This window comes from Paludibaculum fermentans (genome assembly GCF_015277775.1).
GTDB classification, from domain to species: Bacteria; Acidobacteriota; Terriglobia; order Bryobacterales; family Bryobacteraceae; genus Paludibaculum; species Paludibaculum fermentans.
Genome location: NZ_CP063849.1, coordinates 7880698 through 7897886, shown reverse-complemented (window position 1 = coordinate 7897886; position 17189 = coordinate 7880698). Strand labels below are relative to the sequence as shown.

Sequence of the window (17189 nt, the reverse complement as noted above, 5' to 3'; positions counted from 1 at the left end):
AATTTACTAGTATAGGGCGTCTGGTATGGGGGGCGCTGGTTTTGCCGGGCAGACCTGGAGCGCGGTGCTCCCGGGATGGGCGGCGGGCAGGGTGGTTTCATTGCCGTTGAGGGTCCTGGATGCCAGGGAAGCCGAGCTCTTCCGAAGTGATTGACGGGGCTGGGGTTGGGCCGGGACTGGGCGCTTCGCCGGAATGGGCCTGCGGCGTTGGCAGCGGCCCTGGTTCGGACTGCGGCTGCGGGGCCGGGGCTTCGCTGGAAGTAATTGTTACAGCCTGGGTGGATTCCGGGGCACTGGCGGCGGCGGGTTGAGCCTCCGGAGCGGGCGGGGTTTCGGGGGCCGGTTCGGGGTCCCAGAGGTCGACATCCGTTGGTTCGTTTCGCGGGTCGTCGTCGGAGTCGAGACGGCGGTCAAGTTCCTGAAAAATGGCGGGTTCCTGCGAAATCACGACTGTTTGCTGGCGCTTGCGGAGCGAAAAAAGCGCGTTGAGTGTTTCGCGGCGCGAGCGCTGGAGGCGGGTGAATTCGCGGTCGGAGTAGGCGAGGAGTTTGGAGGTTTCGAGGAGCTTGGTTTCGGCCATGACGGTGACATCGATGGGGGCGACGCCGCGGAGGGAGCCCTGGGTGCGGCGGATGGCCGCGCACTCGGCGGCGATCTGGAGGTCGATGGCGCGGGTCTTGACGGCCATGTTGCGGACGAGCATCCACTCGATGGCGCAGAGTTCGCGGACGAGGGTGCACTCGTAGGAGTTGGTGGGGAGGAGGTCCTGGTTCAGGCGAGCCAGGAGGTCGTTGAAGGCGGAGCTGTCCTCATTCCGGAGCAGGGCCGCGTGGGCGGCGGAGACGGGTTTGGCGTACTGGCCGTGCTTGGTTGAATTGTGGGCCGAGCGCGCTTTGCCCTCGGCCGTGACGGGGCCCCGGGAGCATTTGCCGTTGGCCCGGGCCCGCTCGGATTTCGAAAGTTCCTGCATAAATCACCTCGACGGAGACGGTAGAGCATGAGGCGGAGGAATCGGCTCGGGGTCGGACGGGGTGGACGGGCTGGATTCTTTGTTTGTAAGGAGTTATGGGCGAAAGAAATATTTCGAAATGCGGTGACTGGGGTTTGGGGGGTGAGGGATTTTGGGGAGAAGTGGGGGTGGCGGGGGGCTGAAGGTGGTGCTGACCGGTCCGACGGAGATGCCGTTCGAGGTGAACAGGGGATTTCGAAAGACCAGTTGGCCCCTCACGTCGGCGACGCCCTCAGCTGGCAGCGGCCCGGCTTTGAATGGCGATGGACGAGTTTGCCGCTGGCGACGGAGAGGGTTTGGTTCGCACTGGGAGGTAGTTACCAATCATGCGGGCCGAACGCGAGCCACATCAGGGGCATGAGCGGTATCCGTCAACTTGATCCGATCCCTCTGCTTCCGAGTGGCGCGTGACTCGCCCGAAGCGGGACCTTTTAGGAGATGCCGACTAACCGGCCAAGTGCATTCCAGGACACAATGGCGTTTGTCGTTACTGATGTGGCGTAAGGGTTCCATTCACCTGATTTCCTAGTGAAGTTCGGCCCGCTAGCAAAGAGAGGCGCTGGCCAAGTTCAATGCGCCGAAACGCGGAAGCAATGAGGCGGTCACCTCCGCGTTTGGTTAGCTAAAGTTAGATTCCTTTGACGTCGAGCACGGCCACCTCATTGCGGAGAGCGATATTGCAGAGGTGATGCTTGTGCTCGAAGAGCACTCCTGTCATCTCACTCGTCTGCCCCCGCTGGAATTGAAATCTGCACATCCACGGCGGACTCATCGCACCGAACCTCGTAATGTCGTTCAGCTCGCTGGTAGACATTCACCATTTGATGCCCGGTCGAAAAGGTATTGTCTTCGAGATATGACATGCTGCCCAAGATCATTTCTTCGAGCTGGTTTGCGGCCCACTCGGAGTACGCCCCAGTTCGCTCTTTGACGAGGCGCTCGATCATGGCGACTTTTTGCAGATTCTGAATGTTCTCCGTCCGCTCGTCGGGCATGATGATGAATAGGTAGTCCCGCGCGCGGCTGATGGCAACATTGAGAATATTGTGCCGGTTCAGGAACATCTGCGGATTCGCTGAAATGCTCGGTGGAGGGTTGAACACTGCAATGATCGCGTCGCACTCGTCGCCTTGGAACCCGTGAATGGTGCCGACCTGCACGGCCACCCCATCTGGTCTGTCATCCCATGAGTCCACCAGTTTGTCGATAATATTCGCCTGAGCTCGGTAAGGGGCGATGATGCCGATTTTGAACGGAGAACCGCCGCACCCGTCAGCCGCTACCTGCCCTGCGAGATGACACATAAACTCAAACGAGAACAGCGCCGAATAGGTCTGGTAGGGCGTTCCGGTTTTCAACCGTCTGGGTCGGTAAATGCTCTCATACTTGCTGACGGGGACCTTAATGAGGTTGAGCGGCTTTGCGTCGACGCCGTTCACTCGCAAGACGCGCAGCGGTGAAGGCCCGCGGTAGTGCGATAGCATCCCGTCGTAGGTGAAACGGCTGAAGACCTCACCAACGTCGGAAATACTGCGAAACTGGGTCTTCAAATGGGTAACTTTGAAACTGTGTGGCTCTGTCACGGGACGACGAAAAGAGCCTGGTCTGCATAATCCCGTTAGGGTGTAGATGTTCTCGTCCTTCCACTGCTCAACGGCAACAATTGGCTCAATCTGGAAGGGGTCGCCAGCGATGATGAATTTGTCAGGGACCTTAGCGTAGATCGGGTAGACAACACTCGCAATCGGAATCATAGAGGCCTCGTCCATGACGATGACATCCCAATCGATCTCATAGAGCCTTCCCTTATCCACTGTGAAGCCATCGTAGGCGAAGCGGGCCACGGTCGTGACCACGACCGAACGCGACAAGCCAAAAATATCGAAGGAGCGATCGCGCCAGACGCCGGCACGTTCGATTCGCTCATCCGACGACGTGCCGAAGCGTACGAGCCATTCTTTGTTGCTCGTATCGGTCCCCATGGCATCGAGAATGCGGGCGATCAGCACATCCGCCGCTTTGTTTGTCGGCGCAAGCACCAGAACACGTGCCGGCTCGGCTCCATTCATCAGCGGCAGCAACACTCGCTCAGCCAGATGAGTGGTCTTGCCGGTTCCAGGCGGTCCAAACACGAACTCGATGTTCTCGGGTAAGCCTGCTTTCATGTCGTACTTTTCATCGCACCCGAGCGACCGGAATCGTTGTAGCAATGATTGGAGGAGGAAGGAGGGATTCTGAACGTCGATGCGGGCTTCTACGACCATGCTCAAGTCGATGCCCTCCACCTCGTCCGAGGAGTCCAGTTTGCCCTCGAGAGAAAACTCTCTTGCCGTGAATGAGTCAACCTGTAGCTTGCCCCGGGTTCCGTCACCGAACTGGAGGTCGACGCGGACGCCGGAGAACTCCTCGATAGATTGAGGAATAAAACGGTCTGGTTCCTTGAGAATGACGGTCCGCGTCGATCTTCCGTCGCGCTCAACCTTTCCGAAACGGATGGAGAGAGTCTCACCGTCCGCATTTCTGTCAGCGCTGGCCATGCACTCTAGTTCCAGCAGAGCGAGGAACCAGCCATAGCTGTACTTCGGCAGAGACGCGGCCTTGTCCGACAACTCCTGTTCGCGCTCCAATCGATTGATCTCGTCGGCGAGGCGATCCTTCGCGCGGTCGATCTTCTTGCTGTAATCCACAGGGCGTGGCCTGAAGTCGTCCGCGTCAGCATCCGGCTCGGTCAGGGGCGGGGCTGGGCGCTGGTTCCCGCTGTCCGGCCTGTCTACAGGCTTGTCCTTCTTGACATCAATTCGAGTACAGATACCTCGAAGTACCTGGCGCTCAGCCGGGGCTGTCTCAGGGTTGTTGCCGCGATTTCTGTCTGCGGAGTCATCCCCAGTCTCTCTCTTCCGCCTGGCGGCATCGCTGATCGCTGCGCGCAGTTCTTCTTCGGACAGCCCCGACTGCTCGATATCCTCCGCCAGTTTGATCTTGCGTTTCTGCTCGTCGCTCAATTGCGCCGTACCCAGCGATTCGTCGCGGATGACCAGGAACTTGACAAACGACTCTGCCGCGGCGCCCGTCGCATCGTACTCGTCCGAGAGCGTCTGGACGGTTGCCTCGCTGGCAGAGACCAGCTCATCGGACTTGTTCAATATCCACTTCTCAGTCCGCAGTCGGACCGTTTCTGTCGATGGGAGGCGCTCTGAGCGACTCTTGTTGTAACAGACCCAGGAATGAACGCCATCCAGGGACTGCATCTTGCTCTGGGCAATCCGCCACAGAAGCAGGGAGCGAGCCGGATTGATGTCCTTAATGACTTCCTTGCAACCATCTATAGCTTTGTCATCGAACGTGTGGTTACGTCCCTCCGTAGTCCAACCGCGTCGATTTACCTCGGACCAGCTCAGGTCTGACCGTGAACTTACAATACGAGGGGACTTCTCGACTCCGAGGCGCATCAGGAACTCGTCAAGTCGCACCTCGTCTTTCTCGCCGACCGCGTTTCGGTACTCATCCAGAAGCAAGAACTTGCTGTCCGGCTTTGGTTGAAACCATGACTTCAATTCTTCCGTGGGCAGGTAGATGTCCCTGCCGCGACCGAGATACACGGTGTCATCGTTGGCGGTGGTGTACTTCAGAAATGCCTTGTCGACGATCAACTGAATGAAGCTGCCGACGTCTTCGTTCTTGCATTCTTTGAAGTAGCGAAAGAACTTCATGAAGTCGGGAGTGGTGTCGATGCGCTCGTTGGTGCGGTACTGAGGAAGGATTTTGTTGTAGATGTCATCGCGAAGGCTCGGCTTCGTGATCCCAAACTTCTCGATAAAGACAAAGGTATCCTTGTTCGACAGGAATTCCTTCTTGATAGTCGTGTAGCCGTCGATGTCGTCGTCTGGCAAGAACAGGACAAGCTGGCCGCTGGAGTCAAATGCCGGTACTGCGTTGCCGCCTTGGTCGAGAAAGATCGGACGATCCTTCACGAGCCTTCGATAGGATTCGCGCTCGGATAGATAGGCATAAAGACGATGCAGCCAGTCGTGTGCCTGTATTCGGATGAATTCCGCTGTCAGTCTCTTGAGAACGGCCTCGGGGTCGAGGCTTGCGAGAATCAGGTTTGGCTCTCGGCGCATCCACGCGCGGGCGTCACCGCCGTCGATGTAGTCTGAAAGCGCGTTCTTCTTCGCACTCAGAACCTCCTTTTTGCCTAAGCTCCGAAAGACCCAGTGAGCGCCTTTAGTGCCGGTAAGGCGAGCAAGTTGCTCATCGGAAAACAGCTCGACCAGTTCCGTGTCGGATGCCCAATAAGATCGGCTCTTGTCGGAATACGCGCCATCGGCTGCGGGCAGAAGCGTGTCGTTCTTCAGCCGCTCCTTGATGGCATCGTAGAATGGCCTGAACGAAATTCGGCTCCGGTCCTTTGGATCGCTGAAGTGCGCGTCGTCGTATGGGACGATGTCGAGGACGCCATCATCTATCAACTGCTCGTCGCGCAGAACGGGCAGGCTGTCGGCTGCAAGGCGGGCTAGTTGCTCCACCATGTCCTGGTTGTGCTTCTCCCCGGCCTTGATTCCTTCACGGCTGTCCGTCAGCAGGAACGGAGCATGAACCATGAAACTGAGATTCGTAGACTCTTTGGTAGGGAAGAAGCAGAAAGCGGGTTGAGACGTGGCTCTCAGTTTTCCATCGCAGACCGAAAAGCCAACGCAAACTGGAAGTCCCTGGTTCGGGGCGCGCGAAAACAGCCAGATGTCCTGCTCCGTTGTTTGTCGCGCTACTGTAGACGCCAATCTGACGAGTCTGGCAGTCAGGTCGTGACGCTGTACCGTCCGTATGACCTGCTTTGAATACAAGCCAGCTTCGTCGTTCACCTTCCAAGAGACCGATCCGATCTTGGAGAGAAACAGTGTCGGAAAGATCAGCGACTTCAGCTTCTCGGCGATTTCATCGCGGCATTCGACGGGCCGCTTCCTTTCGTCGTCGAACGGCAGCCAGAAGATGGTCTCGTGATCCTGTCGACCAACGAAATCGGAATCCAATGCGTGCGGGACAATGAAGCGCTCAATCCGGAACCAAAAATCGGGGTCGTAGATGTGCGGGGTCTTCGTGTATTGGAAGACAGACTTGAATCCGACTCCGAACTTACCGATGGAGGCTGCGGTCTTGTTGGAGTTGGCGATTGAGGTAATGGCATTGACATGCCCCAACGCTCCGCTTTCCGAATCGGTTTCCTCCGTTGCCGGATCCGAAATCGAGAACCGTGTGTCTCCGTCATGCTTGAAAACCAAGCCATCTCGCGTCAGGACGAACGATGCGGATGTCGCTCTGGCGTCGTCGCCGTTCTGGAGCAGCTCGTGAATGAAGTGCGCCTGATCGGAGTACTTGTCCACCACGCTCCGTTGAACGCCACGCATGGAAGGCTTCTCCAGCGTGTTCGCATTCTCGGTGCGGTCCTGCGTCAAGGCGTCGAACCACCGTCGCTGCTGGAGGAGCATTAACTTGAGCCTTCTTCCCTTCTTCTTGCATCTGTATCGTGCACGATCCTGATTCCGTTCGAGGACACGGAAATTAGGCTGCCACTCTGAGCCCTTGGAATCCTGCGGTAAAAACACCGAGATCTGCGAAGTTCGCCGCTTCCAACGAGCCACCTAATTGGTGGACAACAAGAAACAGAATAGCGTTGGAGAGACTGCCAAACAACTTGTTGGCGTCATTGGATCGGAATTGCTGAGTGGTGGGATCTACAGCAATAGAAGCTGATCCCGGGCCCTGGTGCAAGATTCAGCGAATCGGAGTGATTTCTGCTCGTTGCGGATTAAGAACGGGAAGTCGGCTTGTGGCCGGCAACCCGCAGGCTGACGGGTAATGCACTATCTGTCGGAATGCCTTGCCGCTCTGGGCAGATCGTCGGCTACTCGTACGAGGCTCCAGATCGATCCCTTTATAAGGAACCGTAAGATGGCTTTGAACCGGCCAACTCTCGATTGGCGCGCATGGCCTGGAAGTAGCTAGATTTCTACTCCTGGATTGCCCGCTGCACGTAGCAGGAGCGACAGTTGTCCGGCGTGCGGGAGGTCGTGGTCCAGAAGGCCCCAGATCGTTCGGATCAGCTCTGACTCGCCCCCAGTGAGCGTGTCGTCTGCGGAGCCGCGCAGGAGCCGGTTCTCGATGATTTGCCACGTCGCCTCCAGCCCTTGGACAATCTCGGCCGCAGTCCGTGGTGGGTCGCCTTCGTCTTCCCAGCGCTGATACGGCGCCAGCTCTGCTGCGTCGGATCCCAGGATTCGGGTCAGATGCAGGGCTCTCCCAAAGACGATGTGCTCGGCGATCTCACCCGCCGACCGGCGGCTTGGCGGAAGCCGCTGCGCCAGTTGCTCCCCGGTCAGGGGCGCGATGGCGCGTTTGAGCGCTTCCTGGTAGTCCTGCCAACTGGCGAAAGCGCGCGACTCCGCGATTGCAGCCCTTGTTGTCATGTTTCCCATCTCATGAGGGTAGCTGAACTGCACTTCCTCGCGAGCGTCCGGCTTGTGGCTTACCGTACCTATGACATCCACACCTTTGGAATGCCGCCGGATGGTCGGCGAAGGGGAAGTTGAGACCTGCTGAGGAACCTTGGCCGCCCAACCTCTCGTTTGCGCGTGATCCAGGAGCAAACCAGAACGAACTTAAATATGTTCGGTAAACGCTGGGCGACTTATCCGGCTACCTTTTGGCCCGGAGTCTCCCAGATAGGAGGCACGTGGCAGGACTGAGTCCCACGCAAGCTGAAATTCGCGCTGCCTGCGCCACCGAAACAGACATGGGTGCTGTGACTTTCTGTTCTCTCGTGGATACATACCAGTGAGGACCCATGACAAACGCTACTTCCTGTATCCAATCCGCTTCCGCCGCTTTCCAGATTCGACCCGCTTCTGAGAGGGCAATCGCGCCTTGGTGGCACACATTGGTCTTAATTGCGATCTTCCTCCTTATGGCCGCTGGTGGCGCTATGCGTCAGTCTCAGGCCGGTAGCCGAGCCAATCTGGTGGCAGCCAGACCCAATCTCTCTGGGCTCTACCTGTCACTAATTGCCGGAGAGTGGGCCCTGGTGTATTACGTTTGGAAGGTGGGCCTTCGCCGCACCGGTACAACGATTGGCGAGTTGATTGGCGGGAAGTGGGCAAGCCCGAAAGCCGCCTTGCTGGATGTGCTTTGGGCCGGCGGCCTTTGGACGCTGTGGAAGGGCGCATATTTCGTATGGTGGACGTGGTTTGGAACCGGACACAGCACGTCGATCTCCCGACTAATGCCGCAGGGGGCAACGGAATCGACATTGTGGGTGCTGCTGTCCATCAGCGCAGGGATCTCAGAGGAACTTGTTTTCCGCGGTTACTTCCAGCGTCAGTTCCTGGCTTGGACTGGGCGCGTCTCAGTGGCGGTACTCCTCCAAGTGATGTTGTTCGGCATTGCTCACGGCTACCAAGGAGTACAAAACTGCCTGGCGATCGCGGCCTATGGCGCCCTCTTTACGCTGCTTGCTCTTTACCGCAAGAGCCTGCGGCCCGGAATCCTGGCGCACGCCTGGACGGATATCGCGGGCGGCCTTCTGCGCTGAGACGCATTCTCCAATGACTGATCTGAGCGTTATGTATGCGAAGTATTCGCCTGAAGTCTTTCGCTTCGCTCTGTATCTTTCCGGCAACCGCGCTGACGCCGAAGATATCACCTCCGAGACGTTCGTGCGCGCCTGGACCGCGGTGCAGCCGCTCGAGATGGCCACTGTCAAGGGATACCTACTCACCATTGCCCGCAACCTCTTCCTACAGCAATTGCGCAAGGCATCCCGGGCAAGGGCGCTCGACGAGGACATCCGCGATCCTTCGCCTGGGCCCGAGTTGGAGGCCGAAAGGAAGGCAGCGTATTCGGCCGTCATGGACCGACTGCAGCAACTTCCGGAACTCGATCGCGCGGCATTGCTAATGAGCGCCTTTGAAGGCGTACCGTATGGCGACATTGCGCGGGCGCTGGGAATTTCCCTCCCCGCTGTGAAAATGAAAATCCACCGTGCGCGGCTCGCGTTGAGCCAACTGGAGCATCCCAAATGACGAACATTCCGAAGGAAGTAGTTCTAGACCTGTTACCGCTTTATTTCGCCAATGAGACCAGTCCGGAAACGCGGGACTGGCTGGAATCTTACCTCGACCAGAATCCCGAACTCGCTGAGCAAGCGCGCCGGCAGCGCATCAGCAGTGAAATTCTCGGTCCGGCTTTGCCGCCGCCGCTTTCGCCGGAGGTGGAGATGCTCGTCTTGCGCCGCACGCAACGCATGCTGGCTGCCCTGCGCTGGCTGTTTGCTTTGGCTATAGCGTTCACGGCGATCGCCCTGGCGGTGGAGATCACGTTCCGCCCCCTCCACGTCCGGCTTCTGCTGTTCCATTATCCTGCCCGCCTTGGACCGGCCCTTGTGGCTGGAGCTGTGTGCTGGATCGCCTATTTCGCCTTGAAACGGCGCCTTCGGACGACGGGGGTATAGCAGCCTGTGGCGGAAGTCGCGCAGCCGCGTTCGCACCGCCGCCGGAACCAGAATGGCAGCTCAAGTGCAGTTTCGAAACCGCTCCGAAGAGAGTTGCCTTTTCTGGGAGGAAGGCCGGCGGCGGCGCGAACCCAAAGGGCGACAAGGGGTTGCGGCCCATGGCAGTGTCGAGCCGGCCTCCGAGTGGCCGGCACTAGTTCGGCCGGCTCTTCGCGCCCTGGGCTCGCAAGCCCTTGCCGCGCGGCTAGCGGGACTTCCGCCACAGACTGATAGGCACGGGCGCGGATGGCTACACTCTTCGGACCTCGTTTTCCAGGCCTGCCAATGCAGCGTGACCTCCGATCAGATCCACGTTGACCACGTATTCTTTCCCGTCGCCGCCGGGTGGGTTGTCGCCAAGGGGGAAGTTGAGACCTGCCGAAGAACCTTGGCCGCCCAATTTCCGGTTTGCCCGTGCTTCGCCGGCAAATCGCACGCGCCGGGCGGCCTTCTGCCATCGGCGTGCCTTCGCGCGCGAGCCCCCCGGGGCGGCGGGTCAGGTCAACGTGGATTTCAGAACGTGAAAGAATCGGTAAGTAGAGGCACGCCTCCCAGGGAACTCGGACATCCGCGGTGCTTTCCGCGCCGCTTTTTCGTGGCCCCTGGTTCATCCGCGAGATTCGCGCGGGACGGACTCATCAGTGCGAACAGCGTTTACTCGACAACCCCAACCGGACAAACCCGAATCGCCGGGCAAGAACTACATCACGCCAGGCGGCCTGAAGCGTCTCACTGACGAATATCACTTTCTCGTCACCAGGGAACGCCCGGCCGTCACAGAGATGGTGTCGTGGGCAGCCGCCAACGGCGATCGCAGCGATAACGCGGACTATAAGTACGGGAAGCGGCGCCTGCGTCAGATCGATGGCCGGATTCGCTTTCTCCGCAAGCGCATTGAAGCCGCGGAAGTGGTCGACCCGGGCGCTCCGAGATCGGAGCGGGCCTCGGCAAGGGTATTCTTTGGAGCCACTGTGCGCTATGCCGACGCCAAGGGTGCCGAACATGTGGTCAGTATCGTGGGTTCCGACGAGGTCGATCTCCACCGCAACCACATCAGTTGGCTCTCGCCGCTGGGACACGCCTTGCTGAAGTCGGCGGAAGGCGACCGCGTAGAACTCATGGCGCCGGGCGGCACAACCGACCTGATCGTACTGGAAGTGCGTTATGAGAGCATCGCGGTCGAACCATTCAGTGAACCGCCTTTTGCCGAATCCTCGTCAAAGGGGTTTTCTCGCAATTCCGATCGCCCTGGCCGAAGCTCGTAACTCGACACATGTACCTTACGGGTCGGGCTGGAGGACGAGTGGCGAGTTGACGACTCCGGGTAGATCGTCGGCCATCCGCATCTTGGGCTGCTGCCGAATTACCTCCTGTTGGCGCGCGGTTCAGCCGGTGTTCATTGCTAAACAGTCTTCCAGCCTTTGGTTGACCGCCTGTCAGGGAGGTTGTAGGCTGGAACCTCCTACGAGTTCCGGCCACGAGCTTGCCGGCATTGAACGCTACTGGCCGCTCTTCGAGATAGTTGGCTCCGGGGGAGATGATGGAATCTCACAATCAGTGTCCGAAATGCAACGGCGAAATGGAACAAGGGTTTATTCTCGACCACAAAGATCACGCATCCAGCGTTGTGGCGCAATGGCAGCCGGGCGAACCGCAGAAGTCTTTTTGGCGCGGAGTACAGTCCAAGGACGGTCCGCACTATGAGATCACGACTTATCGTTGCACGGGATGCGGCTATCTAGAGTCGTACGCGAAATAGGAAAAGGGCCGGGATTGCCGCGCCGGCCGTTTCCCCCGCGATCTCCCGCATGAGATCGCCGATCCTGAAACCCTGGTTGTCTCCAGCTTCTCCACCGCGTGGTCGTGGATAGGAAGCCGGGCTGGTTCCCGGCCACAGTTACGATGAACCATCACCGGCGACCCGGGAAGGGCCGGCGCCCTGAACGAATGGATGGCCGGCTTTTCCGGAAGTCGAACCTGATTGATTCCGCAAGCCGACTTCTGCGCTGTGCGGGGCAGGCGGCCCCTCGTTTGGAAGCTTCGGCACGGTTCTCGCCCGGTGGTGCGCAAGCCAGAAGGCGGGAGCAGATCGAGGACCTGGTGCTAAAAGGGATTACTTCGCGGTTGTGCGGCCCGGCATTGGAACCACTCCGCGCCCATTGCTTCTCGGCGAAGCCGGCCACACCGGAATCGGATCCAGACTTGTCGAGAGGGACCGGTGCGGCTTCCAGGTGCAGTAAGGCGGGCTCGAAACGGTGTTCGGCGCCGGTGATCTCTCCAGCGAGTGCTTCGAGCAAGCGGGGTTTCGTGCGGGCGGTCGCATGGCGCCTCCGGCGTGCGCTGCCGGGTTTCTGGCGCGGCATCACCGGGCCACCACAGGTCGAATTCGAGCATGTGTTGCGATGCACGGCCGCCTTCAGGGTCACGCAAGTATTGCGCAGCAGTTTCCTGGGCTTTGACTTGGCGGGGCTCAAGCCCCACGCGGCATAAATGCCGCCCCACAACGTGGTGGTCCCTGTTCGCAGAGGCTGTTGATTGCCACGGTTGGCGTTGAAAGCCAGGTCGAGGGGCTGCCCTCCGGCGCTCGCTCCTCATGGATTTGCTCCGTGGTTGTTCCTCACTGAAGCGCAAATCGAGCCTTTATAGTAGTTCCATATGCGCAGACTCAAGATCATCGAGCATATCTCGCTCGATGGCGTCATCCAAATGACCGCGGGGCCGGGTGACGATTTCCCTTACGGCGACTGGACGGCGCCGTATCGGTCGCCTGCCGGGTTGCAGATCGTGGACGAGCTGTACGGCAAGACCTGCGACATGCTGTTTGGCCGCCGAACCTACGACTTGATGGCGGGCTATTGGCGGAGTGCTCCGAAGAGTCCGATGGCGGACCGGCTGAATGCGGCGACGAAGTATGTCGTCACTCACAGGCCGGAGAGTCTGGAATGGGGGCCTTCCGAGGCCGTGGGAGCGGACCTCGTTGAGAGCATCCGGCGCATTAAGGCGAGGAAGGGCCCGGATCTGATCGTTGCGGGCAGCATCTCGCTGATCTCCGCGCTGCTGGTTCATGGACTGGCGGATGAGGTGGTGCTGCTGGTGAATCCGATTGCGCTGGGCAAAGGCAAGCGCCTTTTCGAGGGCGGATCCCTGCCCCGCGGATTCGCGCTGGGCAGTTCCAGGGCTTTGCCGTCGGGCATCCTGGTCAACGTCTACAAGCTGATTCCCACGCTGACCGAGGAGGCCTTGTCGCGCGCCAAGCTGGAACGCGAGTTCGAGATTGCCCGTGAGGTGCAGGAGCGCCTGTTCCCGCAGGTGATCCCCCACGTTGCGGGGGTAGAGATGGCGGCGCACTGCAGGCCCGCCCAGGCGGTGGGGGGCGACTACTATGACCTGATCGACATCCGCGATGTCGCGCCGGCCCAAGCTGGGCAGGCGTCTGGCGAAAGCCTCTCATCCGCCGGCGGAGGCGGGGCGCGCAGCTGCGAGCGCCTGGGGATCGCGATTGGCGACATTAGCGGCAAGGGCATGTCCGCCGCGTTGTTGATGGCCAGCCTGCACGCCAGCCTGCGGGGCCAGGTGCTGAGCGGCTCCGGGGACCTGGGGACCAAGATGGCCAATGTGAACCGCTTGCTCCACGGCGCATCCGGCTCCAACCGCTATGCCACGTTCTTCTACGCCGAGCTGGACTGCGTTTCGCGCACGCTGCATTACGTGAATGGCGGACACAATCCTCCGGCGGTGCTGCGCAAAGAAGAAGGCTCCTGGCGGGTGTTTCGCCTGGGAGACGGAGGCCCCGTCATTGGGCTGTTTGCCGGCGCGGGGTACCAGGAGCAGACGTTTCCGCTGCTCCCCGGCGATATTCTGCTGGGCTTTACCGATGGCATCAGCGAAGCCATGAACGCCGCGGACGATGAGTGGGGGGAAGACCGAATGATCGCCGAAGCGCAGGCGCACGCGGACCTGAACGCCGAGGAGTTGCTGCAGCACCTGTTTCGCGCGGCCGACGCCTTTGCCGGCGGCGTGCCGCAGCACGATGACATGACGATGGTGGTGCTGCGCTTCTAAGCGCGGGATTCGACCCGCTTGCGCCCGGGCGCTTTCCAGGAGCAAGCTTCCAGCACTGGAGCTCCGGACGGATGCCCACAGGCCGCCGCCACGACCGGCAGTTCCGTTTCCTGGCGGCGTGTGATGGGCCTCGGGTCAGCGCGATCCGGGCGCGCCCCCGCGGGCTTTCGGGTATCACTTGTGCTCCGGCTTTGCCAATTGAGTTCGTTGCCGGATTCGACGGCAGCCTGTAGATTGGACGGATGGGCTTGAAGCGGATGGACAATGTCGGCATCGTCGTCGAGGACCTGGGCGGGGCGATTGATTTCTTTCGCGAGCTTGGCCTTGAGCTCGAAGGGCGGGCCACGATTGAAGGGGAGTGGGCAGGACGCGTCACGGGCCTGGACGGTCAGCGCGTCGAGATTGCCATGCTGCGCACACCGGACGGCCACAGCCGGCTGGAGCTCTCCCGCTTTCTTGCGCCGCCTGTCATCGCGGATCACCGGAATGCTCCCGTGAACGCTCTCGGCTACCTACGCGTCATGTTCGCGGTGGACGACATCGACGAGACACTGGAACGGCTCCGCCGGCGCGGCGCGCAACTGGTTGGCGACGTCGTCCGGTATCAAGACTCGTACCGGCTCTGTTATCTTCGCGGGCCGGAAGGGCTGCTCATTGGACTGGCGCAGGAGCTCGGGTGAGGGCGATTGGGAAAACGGTGAGGAGGAGCGGCCGAGGTGAGCGGGCGCGTCTCACGAAGGGCAAGTTTTGCCACTGCACCGGAGCCCAGGGTAATCGGCGGTTCGGGCACCGCGGATGCCGGCTGTGAATGGAAGGCGAGGGTTTCCCCTTCGGGCGAATCCGGCTCAGCGTTCAGACGCCCCGTTGGGGGCTCGGGCAGGTGACTGAGCGCAATCACTGATGGCCTGTTCCCGAAGGTCCCCATTCCTTTGTCATCGCTGACTGGCCAGCGGACTGGGGGAAACGGCCGTTGAGACCGCCGCTTTCGGCTACCAAGTGGACCGCCGGCCACTCGGATGCAATCCACTTGGACGGATGGCCGCCTGCCCTGAGAGTGGCAAGGGCGCCGTTTGGTAAGGAGGGCATGACGGCCACACCGCGGATGGCGGCCGCGGATTCTGCAACTGCGAGCGGTATGGGGCGGGAGCAACAAGGACGCCGAAGTTTGCTGTGTTCCTGAGGGGCGGAGCCAAAGCTCCGCGCAGAACAAACTCTGCCCCACATAAGCTGGGATGTGCAGTTGTTTGGCGCCGCCCCTAATGGTTGGCTTGCTGAAGGGCGGCGGGGGTTGCTCGAGGTCGAGGATGGGGGTGGCGGATTAGGACATGATTGCCGGGGAGGATGATTCGGTTTTGACGTTATCTGTTGACGTTATCACCTGAGGTCGCGGGGGTGGGCGTGGCATTCGCGCTCGTTGACGGTGTTTGAACTGTCAGAGATCGTGGAATCAGTTTGCGAACAACGCGCGCCTGACACTTTCGGCAAAGGATCCTCAAGCGGTGGACGAGAGGGTCACCACCGTTATGCCATCGGGGCCACTCACCGCGAACCGTCCTCCCCGTGGGTCGAGGGCAACCAGGGGTGGCGATGGGTCCCCCAGATCAATGGCCCCCACCTGACGACCAGAATTGACTTGATCCCATCGATGGACAACGGCTCCAGTTGTTAGCTCAATCGCCTTTGGATGCCCATAAAAAGAGATAACCCAGTCTTGCCAAGGCATGATCAATCCCGAGGGCTCCGCCAGATCTGCAGTCGAGATCCATTTTGTTTCCGAGATCTTCCAAACACCCAACTTCAGCGATCCAAGCCCCGTCTTCGGGATTCCTGTGTTTACTCCTTCCGCGGTGGTAGTCAGAACCAGACGATCGTCATCGAGGAACGCTGCAGAATCAAACTCGTATCCATACGAAAAGGCCAGTTCGTTCGATCCAGGCATCCCATCTGGCGACTCCTGCAGGGCGCAGAGCCATACGCCACACAAGGGATGCCAAAACCATCCTGCGCTGAGGAGGAATCGTCCATTCGGCGAAACCGCCAGACGCGAGTGAAACTCCATCCCCTCGGACGTCTTAACTTCCAGGATCTCTCCTGTCTCAGCATCTTCAAACTCCAGGGTGTTATAGGATCGTGGGCAGTGAATGACCACGATCCGACCATCTGCACGCGGCGCGAGGGTGACCGGGTAATCAAACCACTCCGCGTGATTGAAGTCGCGATTGAGCTGTCGATGGAACTTCCCATTCTTCATTAGAGCTGCGGCAGTACCCCTATTCGCGTAGGCGACAGCCCAAAAACTGCGAGATTCCCGGAGACAGACTGCCCGGTCGAACTCGTACGCAAGTCCAAACTGGGATTGGGTTACGGACCCATCCAGGTGGATGCGCTGATTGCTGGTGACATCAACAAGGTCTTCTTCATCCCAAACCAGTGTTGATATGCCATGGCACGAGATCCGTGCGGTTGTTTGACAGAGCTTCATTTCAACTGCTCCTAGTTTGACAAGTCGCGTGCCCCTCTGGATTATCAACAGGAGGAGAGGGACCGTTTCGACCGGGTCTTTCACATCGTGCAGTTCGGCTCGACGTATTCCGGACAGTGGTGATGCTGCGCCGGCCAGCACGGTGAGGGGCTGGGGTGTGGAACGCAGTTGCCTGCTCCGGTCTGGCCTGTTTCCAGCTCAACCCCTGGAGTGTGGCCAGGCGGACCCATGCCGGAGACGCCGATCCTGCGAGCTTCACCAAACAAGGGAGGTGTGCGCGCCATAGGGCCGGTGTCCGGACAACCGTCCAAAGCCGGCTGCGACAGTGCCGCTGGAGGCCGCAGTAGATAGCGGCAGTCCTCGTCCCGCTTGATTTGTAGCGGCCGGGGTGAGGCGCCTGATCGCGCTGATTGGCAGTGACCGCGCAAGCGCGCGTGTGTTGTTGCGTCCACGCCTCCCACGCAATCGGGCGGAGCTTCGCGAGTCGTGATTCACTGGATCCATGCAATCGGAATCCTGGGTTCCCAGAATTATCTCATTGGTCCTCCTGGTTGGTGTAGCCGCCTCCTGTTGGGCCCAGAAGCCCGAGACAAAACCAGGCCGTGCGGGACTGAGGGTCCGGAGCGTTTGCGATGTCGTGCTGCATGCGAAGAAGCTCCGAGACAAGCTGATTTCTGTGGCGGGCACCCTTGATGTCAAGACGGGTGATCTGCGGGCGGCTTGCGAGAGTTGTCCGTCGGCGTTGAGGACAGGCGGGATCGAGTGGCCGAACACGCTGTACGTTTCAGTGGTGTCTTCGGAACTTCGCCGACACCTCGAAGCGTTATCGACGCCGTTGCCAGGAACGAGAGTACCGGTGATCCTGGTGGGCTACGTGCTGACCCGTGCGGAGCTTCATGGCACGATCAAGGAGAAGCCTCGAATGGGCAACGGCTTTGGCCCTTTCGGGATGTTCGCCGCCGGCTTTTCCACTACCGGCATCTGCACGCGCTCCGTGGCGCTCACATCATGCGAGTCCGGCCGTGTGGAGCTTGAGGAGCCGGGCTGCGTGGTTGTTCGTTTTGAGCGCCAGTGATTGCTGCGCGCCGGACGGCCCG

12 protein-coding genes are annotated in these 17189 nt (G+C 60.0%); 8 read left to right on the top strand and 4 right to left on the bottom strand.

The features are described 5' to 3' along the window. Positions 1–97: 97 nt before the first annotated feature. From IRI77_RS31340 to IRI77_RS31330, 3 genes are all read right to left on the bottom strand, one after another. Positions 98–970, bottom strand: coding sequence for a hypothetical protein (locus IRI77_RS31340; protein WP_194448887.1), 873 nt, complete (start codon positions 968–970; stop codon positions 98–100). A 758-nt stretch (positions 971–1728) separates the two neighbouring features. Further along, positions 1729–6492: a DEAD/DEAH box helicase gene (locus tag IRI77_RS31335; RefSeq protein WP_194448886.1), complete on the bottom strand. Its 4764-nt coding sequence runs from the start codon at positions 6490–6492 to the stop codon at positions 1729–1731. A 513-nt stretch (positions 6493–7005) separates the two neighbouring features. Next, positions 7006–7470 (bottom strand): DinB family protein, encoded by a 465-nt coding sequence (locus IRI77_RS31330; RefSeq protein WP_194448885.1) that lies wholly within the window; start codon positions 7468–7470, stop codon positions 7006–7008. 551 nt (positions 7471–8021) lie between these two features. On the opposite strand from IRI77_RS31330, the gene IRI77_RS31325 reads away from it, so the two are divergent. The 7 genes from IRI77_RS31325 to IRI77_RS31300 all read left to right on the top strand — a co-directional run bounded on the left by IRI77_RS31325 (position 8022) and on the right by IRI77_RS31300 (position 14290). Beyond that, positions 8022–8591, top strand: coding sequence for a CPBP family intramembrane glutamic endopeptidase (locus tag IRI77_RS31325; RefSeq protein WP_194448884.1), 570 nt, complete (start codon positions 8022–8024; stop codon positions 8589–8591). A gap of 13 nt (positions 8592–8604) precedes the next feature. Further along, on the top strand, positions 8605–9081 hold the full coding sequence (locus tag IRI77_RS31320; protein WP_194448883.1) for an RNA polymerase sigma factor: 477 nt from the start codon (positions 8605–8607) through the stop codon (positions 9079–9081). Beyond that, positions 9078–9509 carry an anti-sigma factor gene (locus tag IRI77_RS31315; protein ID WP_194448882.1) on the top strand — a complete coding sequence of 144 codons (432 nt, stop codon included), beginning with the start codon at positions 9078–9080 and terminating at the stop codon, positions 9507–9509. Before IRI77_RS31320 ends, IRI77_RS31315 begins: the two co-directional genes overlap by 4 nt. Before the next feature lie 680 nt (positions 9510–10189). Further along, the gene (gene greB, locus IRI77_RS31310; protein ID WP_194448881.1) at positions 10190–10813 is read left to right on the top strand and encodes a transcription elongation factor GreB; all 624 of its coding nucleotides are present in this window, start codon (positions 10190–10192) and stop codon (positions 10811–10813) included. 272 nt (positions 10814–11085) lie between these two features. Then, positions 11086–11307 (top strand): PF20097 family protein, encoded by a 222-nt coding sequence (locus tag IRI77_RS38750; RefSeq protein WP_407674018.1) that lies wholly within the window; start codon positions 11086–11088, stop codon positions 11305–11307. Between the two features lie 896 nt (positions 11308–12203). After that, entirely contained in the window at positions 12204–13610 is a 1407-nt protein-coding gene (locus tag IRI77_RS31305) for a SpoIIE family protein phosphatase (protein ID WP_194448880.1), read from the top strand. A gap of 242 nt (positions 13611–13852) precedes the next feature. Continuing rightward, entirely contained in the window at positions 13853–14290 is a 438-nt protein-coding gene (locus IRI77_RS31300; protein ID WP_194448879.1) for a VOC family protein, read from the top strand. An 812-nt stretch (positions 14291–15102) separates the two neighbouring features. On the opposite strand, the gene IRI77_RS31295 is transcribed toward IRI77_RS31300, so the two are convergent. After that, entirely contained in the window at positions 15103–16092 is a 990-nt protein-coding gene (locus IRI77_RS31295; protein WP_194448878.1) for a hypothetical protein, read from the bottom strand. Between the two features lie 637 nt (positions 16093–16729). On the opposite strand from IRI77_RS31295, the gene IRI77_RS31290 reads away from it, so the two are divergent. Next, positions 16730–17167 (top strand): hypothetical protein, encoded by a 438-nt coding sequence (locus IRI77_RS31290; protein ID WP_194448877.1) that lies wholly within the window; start codon positions 16730–16732, stop codon positions 17165–17167. Positions 17168–17189: the final 22 nt, after the last annotated feature.